This window comes from Halobacillus karajensis (assembly GCF_900108515.1).
Taxonomy (GTDB): domain Bacteria; phylum Bacillota; class Bacilli; order Bacillales; family Halobacillaceae; genus Halobacillus; species Halobacillus karajensis.
This window is the reverse complement of record NZ_FNWW01000001.1, coordinates 233,687-249,688: the sequence shown is the minus strand read 5'-3', so window position 1 is coordinate 249,688 and position 16,002 is coordinate 233,687. Positions and strand designations below refer to the sequence as shown.

The 16,002-nt window shown below is 43.0% G+C and carries 12 protein-coding genes; 10 read left to right on the top strand and 2 right to left on the bottom strand.

What is annotated here, in order from left to right; genetic code table 11:
- The first annotated feature begins 6 nt into the window (after positions 1–6).
- Together BLW54_RS01195 and BLW54_RS01190 are read left to right on the top strand one after the other, a co-directional pair.
- The gene (locus tag BLW54_RS01195; RefSeq protein WP_035506283.1) at positions 7–1,101 is read left to right on the top strand and encodes a Gfo/Idh/MocA family protein; all 1,095 of its coding nucleotides are present in this window, start codon (positions 7–9) and stop codon (positions 1,099–1,101) included.
- 19 nt (positions 1,102–1,120) lie between these two features.
- Positions 1,121–2,161, top strand: coding sequence for a Gfo/Idh/MocA family protein (locus BLW54_RS01190; protein ID WP_074733021.1), 1,041 nt, complete (start codon positions 1,121–1,123; stop codon positions 2,159–2,161).
- A gap of 216 nt (positions 2,162–2,377) precedes the next feature.
- Here BLW54_RS01190 and BLW54_RS01185 read toward each other — a convergent pair whose 3' ends face one another.
- Positions 2,378–4,351: a YjhG/YagF family D-xylonate dehydratase gene (locus BLW54_RS01185; protein WP_035507625.1), complete on the bottom strand. Its 1,974-nt coding sequence runs from the start codon at positions 4,349–4,351 to the stop codon at positions 2,378–2,380.
- 325 nt (positions 4,352–4,676) lie between these two features.
- Here BLW54_RS01185 and BLW54_RS01180 point away from each other — a divergent pair, with 325 nt between their 5' ends.
- From BLW54_RS01180 to xylE, 8 genes are all read left to right on the top strand, one after another.
- Positions 4,677–5,957 carry an extracellular solute-binding protein gene (locus tag BLW54_RS01180; RefSeq protein WP_074733020.1) on the top strand — a complete coding sequence of 427 codons (1,281 nt, stop codon included), beginning with the start codon at positions 4,677–4,679 and terminating at the stop codon, positions 5,955–5,957.
- Positions 5,958–6,030: 73 nt separating this feature from the next.
- On the top strand, positions 6,031–7,017 hold the full coding sequence (locus BLW54_RS01175; RefSeq protein WP_244153455.1) for a carbohydrate ABC transporter permease: 987 nt from the start codon (positions 6,031–6,033) through the stop codon (positions 7,015–7,017).
- Complete coding sequence (locus tag BLW54_RS01170) at positions 7,018–7,839, top strand: carbohydrate ABC transporter permease (protein ID WP_035506280.1); 822 nt, start codon at positions 7,018–7,020, stop codon at positions 7,837–7,839.
- Positions 7,840–7,875: 36 nt separating this feature from the next.
- Positions 7,876–9,498: a glycoside hydrolase family 43 protein gene (locus BLW54_RS01165; protein WP_035506279.1), complete on the top strand. Its 1,623-nt coding sequence runs from the start codon at positions 7,876–7,878 to the stop codon at positions 9,496–9,498.
- 107 nt (positions 9,499–9,605) lie between these two features.
- Complete coding sequence (locus tag BLW54_RS01160; protein WP_035506277.1) at positions 9,606–10,379, top strand: IclR family transcriptional regulator; 774 nt, start codon at positions 9,606–9,608, stop codon at positions 10,377–10,379.
- A gap of 64 nt (positions 10,380–10,443) precedes the next feature.
- Complete coding sequence (locus BLW54_RS01155) at positions 10,444–11,352, top strand: fumarylacetoacetate hydrolase family protein (RefSeq protein WP_074733019.1); 909 nt, start codon at positions 10,444–10,446, stop codon at positions 11,350–11,352.
- Positions 11,353–11,373: 21 nt separating this feature from the next.
- Positions 11,374–12,834 carry an alpha-ketoglutaric semialdehyde dehydrogenase GucD gene (gene gucD, locus BLW54_RS01150; RefSeq protein WP_074733018.1) on the top strand — a complete coding sequence of 487 codons (1,461 nt, stop codon included), beginning with the start codon at positions 11,374–11,376 and terminating at the stop codon, positions 12,832–12,834.
- A gap of 330 nt (positions 12,835–13,164) precedes the next feature.
- The gene (gene xylE, locus BLW54_RS01145; protein WP_051744021.1) at positions 13,165–14,589 is read left to right on the top strand and encodes a D-xylose transporter XylE; all 1,425 of its coding nucleotides are present in this window, start codon (positions 13,165–13,167) and stop codon (positions 14,587–14,589) included.
- Positions 14,590–14,757: 168 nt separating this feature from the next.
- On the opposite strand, the gene BLW54_RS01140 is transcribed toward xylE, so the two are convergent.
- Entirely contained in the window at positions 14,758–15,915 is a 1,158-nt protein-coding gene (locus BLW54_RS01140) for an ROK family transcriptional regulator (protein WP_074733017.1), read from the bottom strand.
- Positions 15,916–16,002: the final 87 nt, after the last annotated feature.

Sequence of the window (16,002 nt, the reverse complement as noted above, 5' to 3'; positions counted from 1 at the left end):
GGCGAGGTGTTCTTATTGGAACCATTTAAGGTGGGCATTGTCGGGTGTGGGAATATCAGTGATATTTATTTTAAGAACAGCATAAGTTATGCCGCTTTTGATATTGTTGCATGTGCAGACATTGATATAAATCGGGCCAAAAGGAAAGCGGAGTTGTATCATATTCCTCTTGCCCTTTCGGTAGATGAATTGCTTGACCGCCCAGATATCGACCTCATCATCAACTTGACTCCCCCACAGTCGCATGCAGATATTATCATTGAATCCTTACTCCACGATAAGCACGTATATAGTGAAAAGCCGCTTGCTGTTTCCCTTGATGATGGGCATAAGATTATTAATTTAGCAGAAGAAAGAAACTTACATGTTGGAGCAGCTCCGGATACTTTTTTAGGAGCAGGTATTCAAACCTGTTTGGATGTCATGCAACAAGGGATGATCGGTACCCCGGTAGCTGGTTCAGCATACATGATGAAACTTGGACCTGAGCGTTGGCATGCAGACCCGGAATTTTTCTACCAAGAAGGTGGAGGACCGTTATTTGATATGGGGCCATACTATTTAACCACACTTATCCAACTGTTAGGACCTATTCGCTCAGTGATGGCAAAGGCCAAGATCCATCCTTCCGAACGAAGAATCATGAAGGGTCCTAAAGAAGGGAACGTGATAGATGTAAAAACTCCCACTCATTACTCTGGAGTTCTGGAATTCGCAAAGGGTCCTATCGTTTCCATGACGATGAGTTTTGACGTACCTGCCACGGACATGCCCTTCATTGAAATCTACGGCAGTGAAGGAACATTGAAAGTGCCGGATCCAAATACATTCGGTGGACCTGTTTTAGTGAAGAAAAAGGGTGAAGAAAAGTGGGAAGAGGTCCAATTAACGTATCCTCATACCGAAAACAGTCGAGGATTAGGAGTCGTTCATATGGTGGATTCCATTCAGAAGCAAACTCCGTTTGAAGCCGATGGTCAACAAGCCCTGCACGTATTAGAAGTGATGCACGCATTTCATGAATCTTCCGCCTCAGGTAAACAGGTGTTACTGCTAAGTGCTGATACTCCTTCTTCTTTACTTGAATGGGAATCTAAATGATGAAAGGATGTAATATTTAATGGAAAAATTCAAAGTTGCTGTCATTGGTTGTGGAAGTATCGCTCAAAAACGTCACTTGCCGGAATATCAAGCGAATCCACATGTTGAAATCGCAGCTGTTTGCGATGTGGTGGAAAGCCGGGCAGAGGAGATGGCCAAGAAATATGGAGCAAAAGCTTTTACGGATTACGGGGAAGTCGTAAAACTCGACGAGGTGGATGCTGTTAGTGTCTGCTTACCTAATTATTTGCACGCCCCGGTCACCATTGAATCTTTAAATGCCGGGAAACATGTTTTATGTGAAAAACCGATGGCTGTTTCTACTGAGGAAGCGGAGGCGATGAACAGAGCGGCAGCCTTGAGTCAAAAAACATTGATGATTGCCCACAATCAGCGTTTTGTCTCTTCTCATCAGAAAGCGAAAGAGATTCTTGAACGTGGAGACTTAGGGAAGATTTACACCTTCCGCACTACCTTTGGGCACGGCGGGCCGGAAAACTGGAGCATTGACGGGGAGAATAGCTGGTTCTTTGACAAAGAAAAAGCTTTTGTAGGAGCAATGGGAGACCTTGGGGTACATAAGGCCGACCTCATCCGTTACTTGCTGGGGGAGGTTACGGAAGTGGGAGCTTTTGTTCAAACATCCGCCAAAGACCAGACAGAGGTCGACGATAACGCGGTTTGTATTTTGAAAATGGAATCGGGTTTAGTCGGTACCTTAACAGCCAGCTGGTCCTATGTGGGAGGTAGCGATAACTCTACAGTGATTTATGGTGAAAAAGGGATCATGCAGCTGGAAAACGATCCTGATTACTCCTTGCAGGTCCACTATAAAAATGGTGAAAGTGTACACCATCGTTTAGATAAGATTCAAACAAATGAGGAAGGTGGGCAAACGACGACACATGTCATTAACCATTTCATTGAATCGTTGCAAAACCGTTGTGCACCATTAATTACAGGTGAAGAAGGGATGAAGTCACTAAAGGTTATTCTAGCTGCACTAGAGGCAAATGAGACAAAGCAAATTCAGCGGATTTCCAGTTTGGAAAAAGTGTAACTTTAAAAGAATCACCAAAAAGCAAAAGGGCGGTCATCACCCTTTTGCTTTTTGGTCCCTGCATGGGGATAATATTTAGTGTTCCAGCTCCTAGGACGGTGGATTAATCTGTTCGTCCTAGCCCGGGTTAGCGTGTGGGAGTTGAAAATGATTAGAGGACAGCCTGGACAATGTTTTTTGTTAAAACACATCTGGATTGTCTTTCATCCTACTCCTTCATTTATTGTTCACTGTCACTAGCTCGTTTTCTAATGCTTTTTCGCCAGCACGTAACACCTCAATAATACGATCGACATCATATACACTGCCTTTCCAGGTTCCTCCACTTACTTTTTGTAACTCCGCCCATAAACGCGTATCATCTGGCAGCTTTTCCGAAGGTTGAATATCTGGATTTTGCCTTCGGCGTTTTAATATATTACTGCCTTCTTCTGGACTGACTTGGTGATTTTCTGTTCCAAGGAAATGGAGGTGACCCGTTAAATTGTGGGTATCTACATAGACTTCAACGATATCTCCGTTCTTCAGTTTTCCAATGGGGCCATTTGCGAGCCCCTCAGGACCGATATGTCCGATACAAGCTCCTGTGGATACACCAGAAAAGCGCGCATCTGTGAGAAGCGTTACATATTTCCCGTAAGATAAGTGCTTCAAAGCAGAGGTCAGTTGATAGGTTTCTTCCATCCCTGTCCCTAAAGGACCGCACCCGGTGACAACCATCATGTCGCCTTTTTGGATGTCCCTGCTTTTTATGGCTTCTATGGCTTTTCGTTCACTTGTAAACACTTTTACCTTTGCCTTGTGATAATAGATTCCATCTTCATCGATGACCTCAGGGTCTATCGAGGTGGATTTTATAATGGACCCCTCGGGTGCGAGGTTTCCGACAGGGAAAGTGATCGTTGAAGTCAGACCTCTTTCTCTTGCTCGTTCAGGCGACATAATGACTTCTTCTGCTTTCACTTTATCTGCATCCCATAAACGTTGTTTCATTTCAGCTCTTCTTGAGGAATGCTCCCACCATTCGAGATTTTCTTTTAAAGTCTTGCCTGTCACAGTCATCACATCAAGATGAAGGAGACCGAGTTCTTTTAAATGCAACATCACTTCAGGAACACCGCCTGCAAGATAAGCTCTTACAGTAGGATGATTATCAGGACCATTGGGAAGAACACTGACCATTCGAGGTGTTTTTCTGTTCACTTCTATCCAATCTTCTACTGTCGGAATATCGCAGCCTGCCGCATGAGCGATTGCAGGGATATGAAGGAGGAGGTTTGTTGATCCACCAAACGCGGCGTGGACGACCATGGCATTTTTAATCGATTCATTAGTGATAATATCTTTGGTTGTCCATTTCTTTTCAATCATTTCAATCACGGCGAGAGATGACTTCCGTGCCATTTCCTTCCATATATCTTGGCCGGAAGGGGCTAAAGCTGCATGAGGAATGGATAGGCCCAGAGCTTCGCCGACGACTTGAGAAGAGGCAGCTGTACCTAAGAATTGGCATCCTCCACCTGGTGTCGCACAAGCACGACAGCCTAACTCTGCCGCTTCTTTGAGAGATAGTTCATCATTGGAATAGCGGGCCCCGATCGTTTGAATTTTTCCAGCGTCTTCTCCGGATGCAGGGGGAAGTGTAACACCACCAGGAATGAGGACAGTTGGTAAATCATGCATCGAAACAAGGGCCATCATCATCGCGGGCAGTCCTTTGTCACACGTAGCGATTCCGAGGACAGCATTTCTTGTCGGGAGTGAGCGAATCAATCGCCGGTAGACTTGAGCAGCGTCATTTCGATAAGGGAACGAATCGAACATCCCTGTGGTTCCTTGTGTTCGACCATCACAAGGATCACTGACGTACGCTGAAAAAGGAACCCCTTTCGCTCGATGTACTTCCATAGCAGCTTCTTTCATGAGCATGTCTACTTCCCAATGTCCTGTATGGTAGCCAAGTGCAACTGGATCACCGTTCTGATCTTTCATGCCACCTTGTGTACTTAACATGAGCACTTGTTTTCCGTTCAGCTTATTTGGCTGCCACCCCATTCCTACATTTTGTGATAGACCAAATAAATGACCGCTCGGAGAGTTACGAAGCATTTCATCTGTCAGGGGAAGGGATCCAGAAGGACCAGGTGCTTTTGTTTCTATTGCATCGATATCCGTGTCTGTGAACTCCATTAAATCTAAGTGGTGGTTACTCAAGAGAAAGCACTCCTTTTGATTTGTGTAAACGCTTAGTTATTAAATGATTATGAATTTTCTAAACATAATTGTCAACTATATAGTACGTTGTTTTATAATATAAAACGTTAAATTTCGAAATATTCTTGATATCTAACAAGCTATGAGGTATTATGACGTTAATTAGTTCGTGCAATGGACAAACTTAGTTTATTATTTTTATAGGAGGTGCCTTATATTTAAAAGCGAGGAAGTTCAACTAAAGCTTCATTATTTTTTTAATAACCTTTGAAAACGCTAACAATTAAGGGGAGGAAAAAGTATGTGGAAACCAAAAGTATGGGTAACGGCACTAATTATTTTGTTTATTACGGCCGGTTGTTCGGATAGTGAGAGTTCTACAGATGGTGGCTCAGGAGATGACACTTCTAAAACTTTGACACTATGGCACATTGAAACAGGGGAATCAGAAGTAGCGATCGAAGATGCGGTTAAACGCTTTGAGGAAAATCATGAAGGTGTAAATGTAGAAGTGGTCAGACAGGAGAACGACCCTTATAAAACGAAACTTTCGGTAGCGATGGGCGGAGGCACTCCTCCAGATGTTTTTCATTCTTGGGGAGGCGGCTGGTTAGAGAAATTTGTAGAAGCTGGCCAGGTAAAAGATCTTTCGGATGATATTGATCCAGAACAATTCCTTCCAGCGGCCTTATCACCGGCTGAATTTGAGGGAAAGAACTACGGTGCCCCGCTGGCGATGGACATTGTACCTGTTTGGTATAACAAAGGGATGTTTGAAAAGTTTGGATTAGAAGAGCCCGAAACGTACGAAGAATTAATAGAAATTATAGAGACATTAAAGTCCAATGACATCGTTCCTTTCTCGTTAGCGAACCAATCGAAATGGCCTGGTTCTTTCTATTACATGTATTTTGCTGAGAGGTTTGGTGGACCGGATCTTTTCAATGAGGCATATAAACGTGAAGGCAGAGGGTTTGACGATGAAGCCTATGTGAAGGCTGGGGAAAAGATTCGTGAGCTTGCAGAAATGGGGGCTTTCCCAGATGGATTTAACGGCATGAACTTTGACACAGGTCAATCCAGACAACTGCTTTATGCAGAGCAAGCCGGCATGATTATTCAGGGAAATTGGATGTTGGGAACAACAAGGAATGATATGCCGGAGTTTGAGGAGAAACTAGGATTCTTTCTATTCCCGGCTATGGAGGGGGGACAAGGGTCCAAGAAAGATATCGTAGGTGGCGTCAGTCCTGTCTATTCTGTAGCAGAGAAAAGTGAGAACAAAGAACTTGCGACAGAGTTGGTTAAAGAATTGACAAGTAAGGCAACAGCTCAACAGTTAGCCAATACAGATGGGGCGATTTCAGCTGTAAAGGATATCGAATATGACGATGAATACGTTCAGGAAATTAGTAACGTGCTGGAAGAAGCGGAATATATGCAGACATTCTATGACCAAACCCTTCCTCCAGAATTAGCAGAGGTCCACCTGGATACCACTCAGGCCTTGTTCGGCTTATCTAAGACTCCTGAAGAAGCGGCAAAAGAAGTAGAGGAAAAAGCGAAGGAAGTTTTGGAATAATCCAAAGGAAAACTACATCAAGGAAACGTTTTCTTGGTGTAGTTTATTATCCATTATGAGTGAGGTGAGAGACTTGGAGAATAATGCAAAGAAATGGAACGTTGAACAAGGTGATGACCGCGGGAGTAGTAAAGTCTATCCCCCGCCTGCTCCTGTTCGCGTAGATCAAACGAAAAAGAAACGAAAGAAACAGGATTTCTGGGTGATCGTCGGGTTTTTAGGTCCGGCCCTGCTCATTTATGGTTTGTATGTGATTTATTCGATAGCGATGACTTTCTATTACAGCTTATTTGAGTGGTCAGGAATAGATACCCATATGGTATTTGCTGGATTGCAAAATTATATCACCTTGATTGGGGACCATGTGTTTTGGACTTCCTTACAGAATAACTTTTTACTTGTGGCAGCTTCGTTGTTGACTCAACTTCCGCTCGGTTTGATTATGGCCTTGCTTTTATTCAGTCCTATCAAAGGAATGAGGTTCTTCCGTTCGATTTACTTCATGCCTTTCTTGATGTCTACAGTCGCGATCGGTATTTTGTTCATCTATATTTACGATGGAAACTTTGGAATCGTCAACCAAATCCTTGGTCAATTGGGACTGGAATCCTGGCAGAGGGGGTGGCTTGGAAATGAGGAGACAGCCATTTGGGCGGTGATCGCCACAGTATGCTGGCAATTTGCTCCTTTCTATATGATTTTATTCAGAGCAGCAATCGTAGGGATTCCGGAAGAATTGTATGAAGCTGCTGAAATGGATGGTGCCAGTTCGAGGAAGAAGTTTTTGAAGATCACCCTGCCATTATTGATCCCTACCATTATTACTTCTTCGATTCTTTCTATTATCGGAGCATTGAAGTACTTTGATCTCATTTATGTGATGACAGATGGGGGACCCAACAACTCTACAGAGCTGATGGCCACTTATATGTATGAACAGACATTCACCAATTTCAATATGGGCTATGGAAGTAGTATTTCCTTTAGTATGTTCATTATTGCTCTGTTTGTCACTCTTATCATCATCGTGTTTGATCAAAAAAGGAAAGGAGCTAACTAGATGCTGAATCGAATACGACAAATTCCTCTATATATTTTAGCGATCCTTTTATTACTATTCACCGGCCTTCCTTTTTTCGTCATGGTGAGTACATCCTTTAAGACCCAGATAGAGTTTATGAGCGCTCCATGGTCCTTGCCGGAAAGTTTTTCTTTCGAAAATTATCGTTTACTGCTGGAATCAGAGTTCTTTCGATTCTTCTTTAATAGTGTCATTGTGTCCGTGATTTCCGTTGTAGCGGTGATTGTTCTCGGTGCTATGGCTAGTTATCCATTGGCGCGGATGCGCTTCAAGTTAAACAGACCTCTGTTCATTCTCTTCTTAGTCGGGATGATGATCCCCATTCATACAACATTGATTCCGATTTTTCTATTAACGAAAAATATGGGGCTCTATGATACGATTTGGGCACTGCCGGGACCTTATATCGCCTTTGCTTTACCTGTTTCTATCGTTATTTTCACTCAATTCCTGAAGGATTTACCGAAGGAGTTGGAAGAGTCGGCAAAAATGGATGGGTGCGGGCCCTTTCGGTTGTTCTGGAAGATTCTTTTTCCGTTATTGACTCCGGCAGTTGCCACTGTAGCCATTTATAATTTTATTCAAATATGGAATGAGTTCATCTTCGCTCTTGTGCTGACGAACTCTGAGGAGAATGCGACCCTCCCTTTAGGCTTACGGGAATTCTACGGCCAGTTTTCTGTGAACGTTCCTGGAATTATGGCTGCCTTAACACTTGGTAGTCTTCCATTGTTACTTATTTACCTTGTCGCGCAGGAGAAGATTGTAAAAGGGATTGCTGCTGGTTCTGTAAAAGGGTGAATGAAATCAATGTTCCAATACTAAAGGAGGTATTTTATGAGTACCATTTTGAATCCTGTCTTGCCTGGGTATCACCCGGATCCCTCTATCTTGAGAGTGGGGGGGGATTATTATATCGCTGTTTCTACGTTTGAATGGTTCCCTGGTGTGCAAATCTATCATTCGAAGGATATGGTTCATTGGAAACTACTGACGTATCCATTGACGCGTTCCTCTCAATTGAACATGGTTGGAAACATTGATTCGGGAGGGGTATGGGCCCCTTGTTTAAGTTATGCAGATGGATGGTTTTATTTAATCTATACCGATGTAAAAAGTAGAGCGGGAGCTTTTAAAGATACACACAACTACCTTGTCACCGCTAAAGATATCACAGGGCCGTGGTCAGAGCCGATTTATTTAAATAGTAGCGGGTTCGACCCTTCGCTCTACCATGAAGAGGATGGATCGAAATGGCTCGTCAATATGATATGGGATCATCGAAAAGGGAAAAATTCTTTCGCGGGCATTGCTATGCAGGAATACTCTGTGGAAGAAAAGAAGGTCGTCGGTCCCGTGAAGAATATTTTTAAGGGCACAGAGCTGGGACTTACAGAGGCCCCTCATATTTATAAACGAAAGGGCTGGTATTACTTGGTAACAGCTGAGGGAGGAACGGGGTATAATCATGCGGTAACCGTTGCCCGTTCAAAAAATCTCGGCGGTCCTTATGAAGTAGACCCACAAAACCCTATTCTTACCTCTGGTGAAGAGGATGTCCTGCAGAAAGCTGGTCATGCGAGTTTAGTCGAAACACAGACTGGTGAGTGGTACTTGGCCCATTTGTGTGCACGGCCTGTGAAAGAACAGAAATGTATGCTTGGACGTGAAACAGCGCTGCAGAAATGTTATTGGACCGAGGATGATTGGTTGAGAGTAGAAGGCGGACCGCGGCCTCAGATGTCTGTAGCTGGTCCAGATTTGAAACCAGCTCCAATTCAAAAGATTGACCAGATGTATGATGATTTTTCTGGGGCAGAGCTAAACGCGAATTGGAACTCCTTACGCATCCCCTTTTCCGAAGATTGGATATCACTGGAAGAACGCCCTGGGCATCTTCGATTAAAAGGCCAGGAGTCGATGAGCTCTTTTCATAGACAGAGTATGGTTGCAAGAAGGTTGGAAAGTTTGGATGTGGAAGTTGAAACAAGTCTTGATTTCCAACCGGATCATTTTCAACAAATGGCTGGTTTAATCTTTTATTATGATACAAGAGATTATTTGTACTTAAGAATTACCCATCACGAAGATGACGGGAAAGTACTGGGCATTATCCAGTCCAAACATGGAGAATACGATGAATGTTTAACCAAAGAAATTTCACTCCCGGATCAACCCTATTATGGTCTAAAAGCACGGTTGGATAAAGAATGGCTTCGTTTTTTCTATTCATTGGATGGTGAAAATTGGGAACCTGTCGGCAATGAGATGGATGCCAGCCACTTATCTGACGACGATGCTGAACTCATTCGGTTTACTGGTACATTTGTTGGTGTGTGTGTGCAAGATCTTAGTGGGAAAAAGAAACAAGCAGATTTCGACTATTTTATTTATGAGGATAAACAAAGGACAGGACAAAAAGCCGTTGAAACAGGGAAGTCTGGGGAGGATGGACTGTAGGCTTAGTGATTTGTCAGAATTGTAAGACTTGACTGCACAATTCGCAAGTTATATATTGTATGTAATTAAGTGGTTTCACATTTTCACTTAATTGGAGGAGGCCGGAGATGCCAATCATACAATCCGTAGACAGAGCTTTTAAGATACTGGATTTATTCAATGAATTGAATCCTGAACTTAAAGTATCAGAAATCAGCTCAAAACTCAGTTTAAATAAAAGTACGGTCCACTCCTTACTCAAAACGTTGAAAGAGCATGATTATGTAAGACAAGACTCGGACTCTGGGAAGTACAGCCTGGGCATGAAACTTGTTGAGCGATCAAACTTCCTTATGAACAGCATGGATATACGATCAATCGCTAAACCATCGTTAGTGGAACTATCCATGGAAACAACCCTTGTTGTCCATTTAGTCATATTGGATGGACAGACAGGGGTCTATATCGATAAAGTCGACAGCCCTACCGCCATCATTGGTTATTCCCGGGTGGGCAGACGGGTTCCAGTCCACTCCAGTGCTGTTGGGAAAGTATTGGTCGCTTATCAATCGGAGGAAGAAAGAAATGAGACTCTTAAGCATTATGATTTCAAGAAACAAACCGAAAAGACGATTACGAATGCAGAAGACTTTCAGGAAGAACTTCAAAACGTATTAACCAAAGGATATGCCATAGATGCAGAAGAAAATGAACCCGGGATTACATGTCTTGCCATTCCGATTTATGATCATACCGGGCGTGTAACCGCTGCTGTCAGCATATCTGCTCCATCCACGCGTTTCTCAGGCGATCAAATTCATCCTGTCATATCCAAACTGAAACAGACGGGGGAGGCGATTTCCAGGAAGCTGGGTTATCCATCTACTTTATCTCAAGCATAAGGTAGATTATATTTTAACCCATATATCAAAACGGTGTTTTATATTATAAAACGGAGGCGATTTCATGAAAGTAATTAAATTCAAAAAAAATGATGGTACCCCTCAGTTGGCAGCAGTAAAAAATGAAACCGTTGTTTATCCCCTTCCCCACAAGGACTTTCTTGAGGTTATCCAGAAATCTGAAGAACAGGAGGTGTCTTGTCTTGCCGTTGTGGAAGAAGCGATCGATCAAGTGGAGGCGCTTCCAGTCGCTGTAGAGGAATTGAGCTTACTTCTTCCTTTGGATGCACAGGAAGTATGGGCATCAGGAGTTACATATTTAAAGAGTAAGAATGCGAGGAATTATGAGGCTTATGATGGGAAGGAGATCGTAGAGGATTCGTATTATGACAAGGTCTACGATGCCGATCGTCCGGAGATTTTCCTGAAGTCTACGAGTAAACGGACGATTGGGCCGGAACAGCCGGTTTATCTTCGCAATGATTCCCACTGGCAAATCCCTGAACCTGAATTAGGGCTTGTGTTAAACAAAAGCGGGAAGGTCGTTGGTTACACTGTCGGCAATGATATGAGCAGTCGGGATATCGAAGGGGAAAACCCGTTGTATCTGCCTCAGGCAAAAATTTGGAAGCATTCGTGTTCATTCGGTCCAGCCATCCGCTTAGCTGAAACAGTGGAGGATGCCTATAACCTAATGATTACTTGTAAGATTACTAGAAATGGAACGAAAGTGTTTGAAGACAGGGCCAGCACATCACAGCTAAAACGCAGGTATGATGAGCTCGTGGAGTATTTAATGCGCGATAATGTTATTTTCGATGGAACCGTCCTGTTTACGGGCACTTGTATCGTCCCAGACAATGAATTCACTTTACAAGAAGGAGATTTGATTGAAATCACCATCCCGGAAGTAGGAACACTGAGTAACCCTGTTGAGAGATTAGAGATTACAAAACCAGTAACTTTATCTTAATTTTACTTAGGAGGTATAAAGATGAGTGTAACCACAGAAACCCAAAATTATTTGAATTATATTAATGGAAAGTGGAGCGAGTCTGAATCCAGTGAACAACTGAAAAGTACAAGTCCTGCGAACCCTTCTGAACTCTTAGGTCATGTGCAAGCGTCTACAAAGCAAGATTTGGAAAAAGCAGTAGAAGCTGCGAAAGCAGGACAAAAAAAATGGAAAAAACAATCAGGAGCGGAACGTGGAAATCTATTATTTAAAGTAGCGGATATTTTAGAAAAGAATTTAGATGAGGTTGCAGAAACGATGACTAGGGAAATGGGAAAAACCCTGCCTGAAGCAAAAGGGGAAACAGCCCGGGGGGTGGCTATCTTAAGGTATTATGCCGGCGAGGGGATGAGAAAAGATGGAGATGTGATCCCTTCTACAGACCGTTCTGCTCTCATGTTCAGTAAGCGTGTACCTCTAGGGGTAGTAGGAGTCATTACACCATGGAATTTTCCGGTTGCCATTCCTTTATGGAAGATGGCTCCAGCCTTAATTTATGGCAATGCTGTGATCCTAAAGCCGGCGACGGAAGCAGCTGTAACCGCGGCCAAAGTTATTGAGTGTTTTGATCAAGCAGGCTTGCCGGAAGGTGTCATCAACTTTGTAACTGGAAAAGGTTCTGTCATTGGTCAAGGGTTAGCGGAGCATAAGGATGTGACTGCCGTTACTTTCACAGGATCCAATGCCACCGGCAATCATATTGGTCAGACGGTTGCGGCGCGTGGTGGAAAGTATCAACTGGAAATGGGCGGAAAAAACCCATTGATTGTAGCTGATGATTGCGATCTGGATCTGGCTGTCGATGCCGCGATCAGCGGGGGATTGAAATCCACTGGCCAAAAATGTACGTGCAGCAGTCGCGTTATCGTCCAGGAAGGCGTGTATGATCAATTCAAGCAGAAACTATTGGAAAAAGTCAGTGAAATAAATGTGGGAGATGGCCTTGAGGAGCAAACCTGGATGGGGCCTTGTGCGACAAAAGAGCAATATGAAACCGTCCAAAAGTATATTGAAATCGGCCAAAAAGAAGGGGCTGAATTGGTTTACGGGGGACGCCTGGTCCAAAGCGATTCTAAAGGGTATTACATCGAGCCTACGGTCTTTGATCAAGTCACGTCATCCATGACGATTGCCCAGGAAGAAATTTTCGGTCCGGTTCTTGCTTTGATGAAAGTAGAAACCATCGAGGAAGCCATTGAACTAGCGAACGATGTGGATTTCGGATTGAGCGCATCGATCTTCTCGAAAAATATCAATCATATTCTATCATTTATTGATGACATTGAAGCTGGCCTCGTCCGAATTAACTCAGAGACAGCGGGGGTAGAGCTGCAAGCTCCATTCGGTGGTATGAAAGCTTCTAGTTCCTATTCACGAGAACAAGGCGAAGCCGCGAAAGAATTTTTTACAACCATGAAAACCGTCTTTTTGAAAGGATAAGACATAAAAAATGTTAAAGGAAGCAAAGCCAGTTTGTTGCTGGCTTTGCTTTTTTTGTCTGGGAATTTGTAACTATTCGTAATTATGGACCAACCAAAACAATGTCGTGTTAGTTCTGCGCTTATGATCAGTTAACAAAGCATTTAAACGTGGCCTTTGGTTTCGGAAACAAAACATCATTCGACAGGTTGGACTATAAGATCAAAACAAATTATAAAATACTTAGTTCATTCACTGTACAAACAAAGTAAGTGTTGATACAATGAAAATGAAAGCGATTACTAGATTGAGAGGAGGAAGGAGTAGTTTTGTCTTCTACTCTGTTAGAAAATGAAAAAGCATAAGAACTTGTATATCGTTTTAATAACTTTGGTTGCTACACTAGGTGGTTTATTATTCGGATATGATACGGCAGTCATATCTGGAGCGGAAGGTTCTTTACAAAACTATTTTGCTGACAATTTGAACTTAAGCTCGCTTGTGCATGGCTTAACTGTTTCCAGCGCGTTAATTGGATGTATTGTGGGTGGATTAATTTCCGGCTATTTTGCCACCCGATTTGGACGTAAACGTACATTGATATTAGCTGCTGCTCTTTTCTTGCTTTCTGCCCTTGGTTCTGCCTACCCGGAATTTCTATTCTTTACGGCTGGTGAACCAAGTTATGCCCTTCTATTAGTATTTAACCTCTACAGAATTATCGGTGGGATTGGTGTTGGTCTAGCCTCTGCGGTTGCGCCCATGTATATCGGTGAAATTGCGCCATCTCATCTTCGCGGGCGTTTAGTTTCGTTGAATCAATTTGCTATCATTTTCGGTATGCTTGTTGTTTATTTTGTCAACTGGGGTATCGCCAGGGGGCAGACGGCAGAGTGGGTCAATGAAATCGGATGGCGTATGATGTTTGCATCAGAATCGATTCCAGCGCTCTTGTTCCTTCTCCTATTATTGACAGTGCCTGAAACACCTCGTTACCTAGCTTCCCAGAATAAGAGTGATGAAGCACTTTCTATCTTGAACAAAATTTATGATAAGACGATGGCGAAAGCGACATTGTATGAAATCAATCATTCTTTTGACACGAAAAGAGGGAAACTATTTTCTTTCGGCGTTTCTATCATTGTAGTCGGAATTTTACTTTCGGTATTTCAGCAATTCGTCGGCATCAATGTTGCTTTGTATTATGCTCCGAGAATTTTTGAAAGTATGGGAGCGGCACGTGATGCCTCCATGTTCCAGACGATTATTATGGGGCTTGTGAATGTAATCTTCACCATCATTGCGATTTTAACGGTGGATAAATTCGGACGTAAGCCATTATTGATCATAGGCTCACTTGGGATGACGATCGGGATGTTTGGTGTTGCCGGTCTTGCTTATGCAAATGCCATTGGAATCGCTACACTTGTCTTCATTATCATTTACACAGCTTCCTTTATGATGTCCTGGGGACCAATCGTATGGGTATTGATTTCTGAGATTTTCCCGAATAAGATTCGCGGCCAAGCGGTGGCGATTGCCGTAGCGGCTCAGTGGGCTGCGAATTATTTCATCTCATCGACTTACCCAATGATGATGGAGTTCAGCGGCGGTTTGACATATACCTTTTACGGTGTGATGAGTATTCTATCCGGTATATTTGTTTGGAAGTTCGTACCGGAGACGAAAGGGAAATCCTTGGAGCAGTTAGAAATGCGATTGCGTAGAGATAAAGGAAGGGAAGAAGGGGACAAGCCAATGGCTAAGTCTAAATAGTCCGTGATCAAAAAATCCGTTCAGAGGGAGGCCTTCACTGAAAAACGAGTGGCATAAAACTTGGAACCTTCCAAGGAGGAGAGGGTTAGAAAATCGATTACATTTATCCTCTCTAGATCAATGGGATGGAAGCATGAAGGGGGCTCTTCCATGCTTTCATCCATTATCTTAATAAGAGTTTTCTATAAATTTTTCGATCATATAATGACATGAACCCAGGGCGGTGGAGTATTGCGGTGCTTGAGAGAAACTGATTTCGACATCTGTTTTGTGAAAACTTAAACTGTGGCGTTCTACAGCTTCTTTTACTGATGGTTGAAGAAGGTCTTTAGCCATAGCGAGACGGTTACCGATGACCACTTTTTCAGGGTTGAATGTATGAAGAATATTGCTGATCCCGATTCCCAAATAATAGCCGATGTCAGTGAATAGGGCGGCTACACGATCATTCCTATAGGCTTCTTCAATTAAGGCTTCCAAATGGTTATCCACTGTAGAATTGGTTTGCCTTTCTGCTTCCAACACTAGGGCCTTTTCTGAAGCATACATTTCCCAGCAGCCCTGACTTCCACATGAGCATTGGCGGCCGTTAATATCAATCATCATATGACCCAATTCACCAGAAAAGCCTTTATTACCACTGTATAATTCTCCATCAATAATCAGCCCGACACCAATTCCGATTCCTGCACTTACATAGACGATATTATTTGCGTCGGCAGGTGTAGAGTGGTGATTTTTTTCTTGGTAAGCCCCTGCATTCGCTTCATTATCAATGGTAACAGGAAGGTTAAAGAGTTGTTCCAATTCTTGTTTCAAGTGAACGTTTTGCCACTTCAAGTTTGGAGCCAGGAGAATAAGGCCGTTTTTATCGACCATCCCGGGAACCCCTATACCGATTCCGACAACACCATAAGGGGAGGCAGGGGCTTGATTGATTAAACTTTGAATAGTTTCTGTAATGACAGGGAGCCATTGTTTGAAGTCTTCTTTAGAAATACTTTGGCGTTGCTCGGCAATGATTTCACCATTTAAGTTAGTCAATACGCCAATGATATAATTCACTCCAAGGTTGATGCCGATGGAATAACCCGCCTTTTCATTGAAGAGTAGCATCAGAGGTCTTCTTCCGCCGCTGGAAGAACCAGGCCCATGTTCAATAATGATTTCTTCTTCCATCAGTTCTGTGGTTAAAGAAGAAACGGTACCTTTAGTAATTCCTAGTTTTTTGGCGATCGCTGTACGTGATACCGGGGCATCATTCATGATCGTCTCTAATATTCTTTTTTTATTTTGCGATTTGATGGACTGTTGAGACCAAGACATGAGTACATCCTCCAGACTATCTGTCTATATTTGTATGCATTATTGTATCATATTTTAGTTAGAAAAAGCCCTGGTCGGTAACACGGC

Bases quoted from the DNA above. Each gene is read 5' to 3' on its own strand.
- BLW54_RS01190 (WP_074733021.1), top strand. From the start codon at position 1,121: ATGGAAAAATTCAAAGTTGCTGTCATTGGTTGTGGAAGTATCGCTCAA.
- BLW54_RS01185 (WP_035507625.1), bottom strand. From the start codon at position 4,351: ATGGAGTTCACAGACACGGATATCGATGCAATAGAAACAAAAGCACCT.
- BLW54_RS01180 (WP_074733020.1), top strand. From the start codon at position 4,677: ATGTGGAAACCAAAAGTATGGGTAACGGCACTAATTATTTTGTTTATT.
- BLW54_RS01170 (WP_035506280.1), top strand. From the start codon at position 7,018: ATGCTGAATCGAATACGACAAATTCCTCTATATATTTTAGCGATCCTT.
- BLW54_RS01165 (WP_035506279.1), top strand. From the start codon at position 7,876: ATGAGTACCATTTTGAATCCTGTCTTGCCTGGGTATCACCCGGATCCC.
- BLW54_RS01160 (WP_035506277.1), top strand. From the start codon at position 9,606: ATGCCAATCATACAATCCGTAGACAGAGCTTTTAAGATACTGGATTTA.
- BLW54_RS01155 (WP_074733019.1), top strand. From the start codon at position 10,444: ATGAAAGTAATTAAATTCAAAAAAAATGATGGTACCCCTCAGTTGGCA.
- gucD (WP_074733018.1), top strand. From the start codon at position 11,374: ATGAGTGTAACCACAGAAACCCAAAATTATTTGAATTATATTAATGGA.
- xylE (WP_051744021.1), top strand. From the start codon at position 13,165: ATGAAAAAGCATAAGAACTTGTATATCGTTTTAATAACTTTGGTTGCT.
- BLW54_RS01140 (WP_074733017.1), bottom strand. From the start codon at position 15,915: ATGTCTTGGTCTCAACAGTCCATCAAATCGCAAAATAAAAAAAGAATA.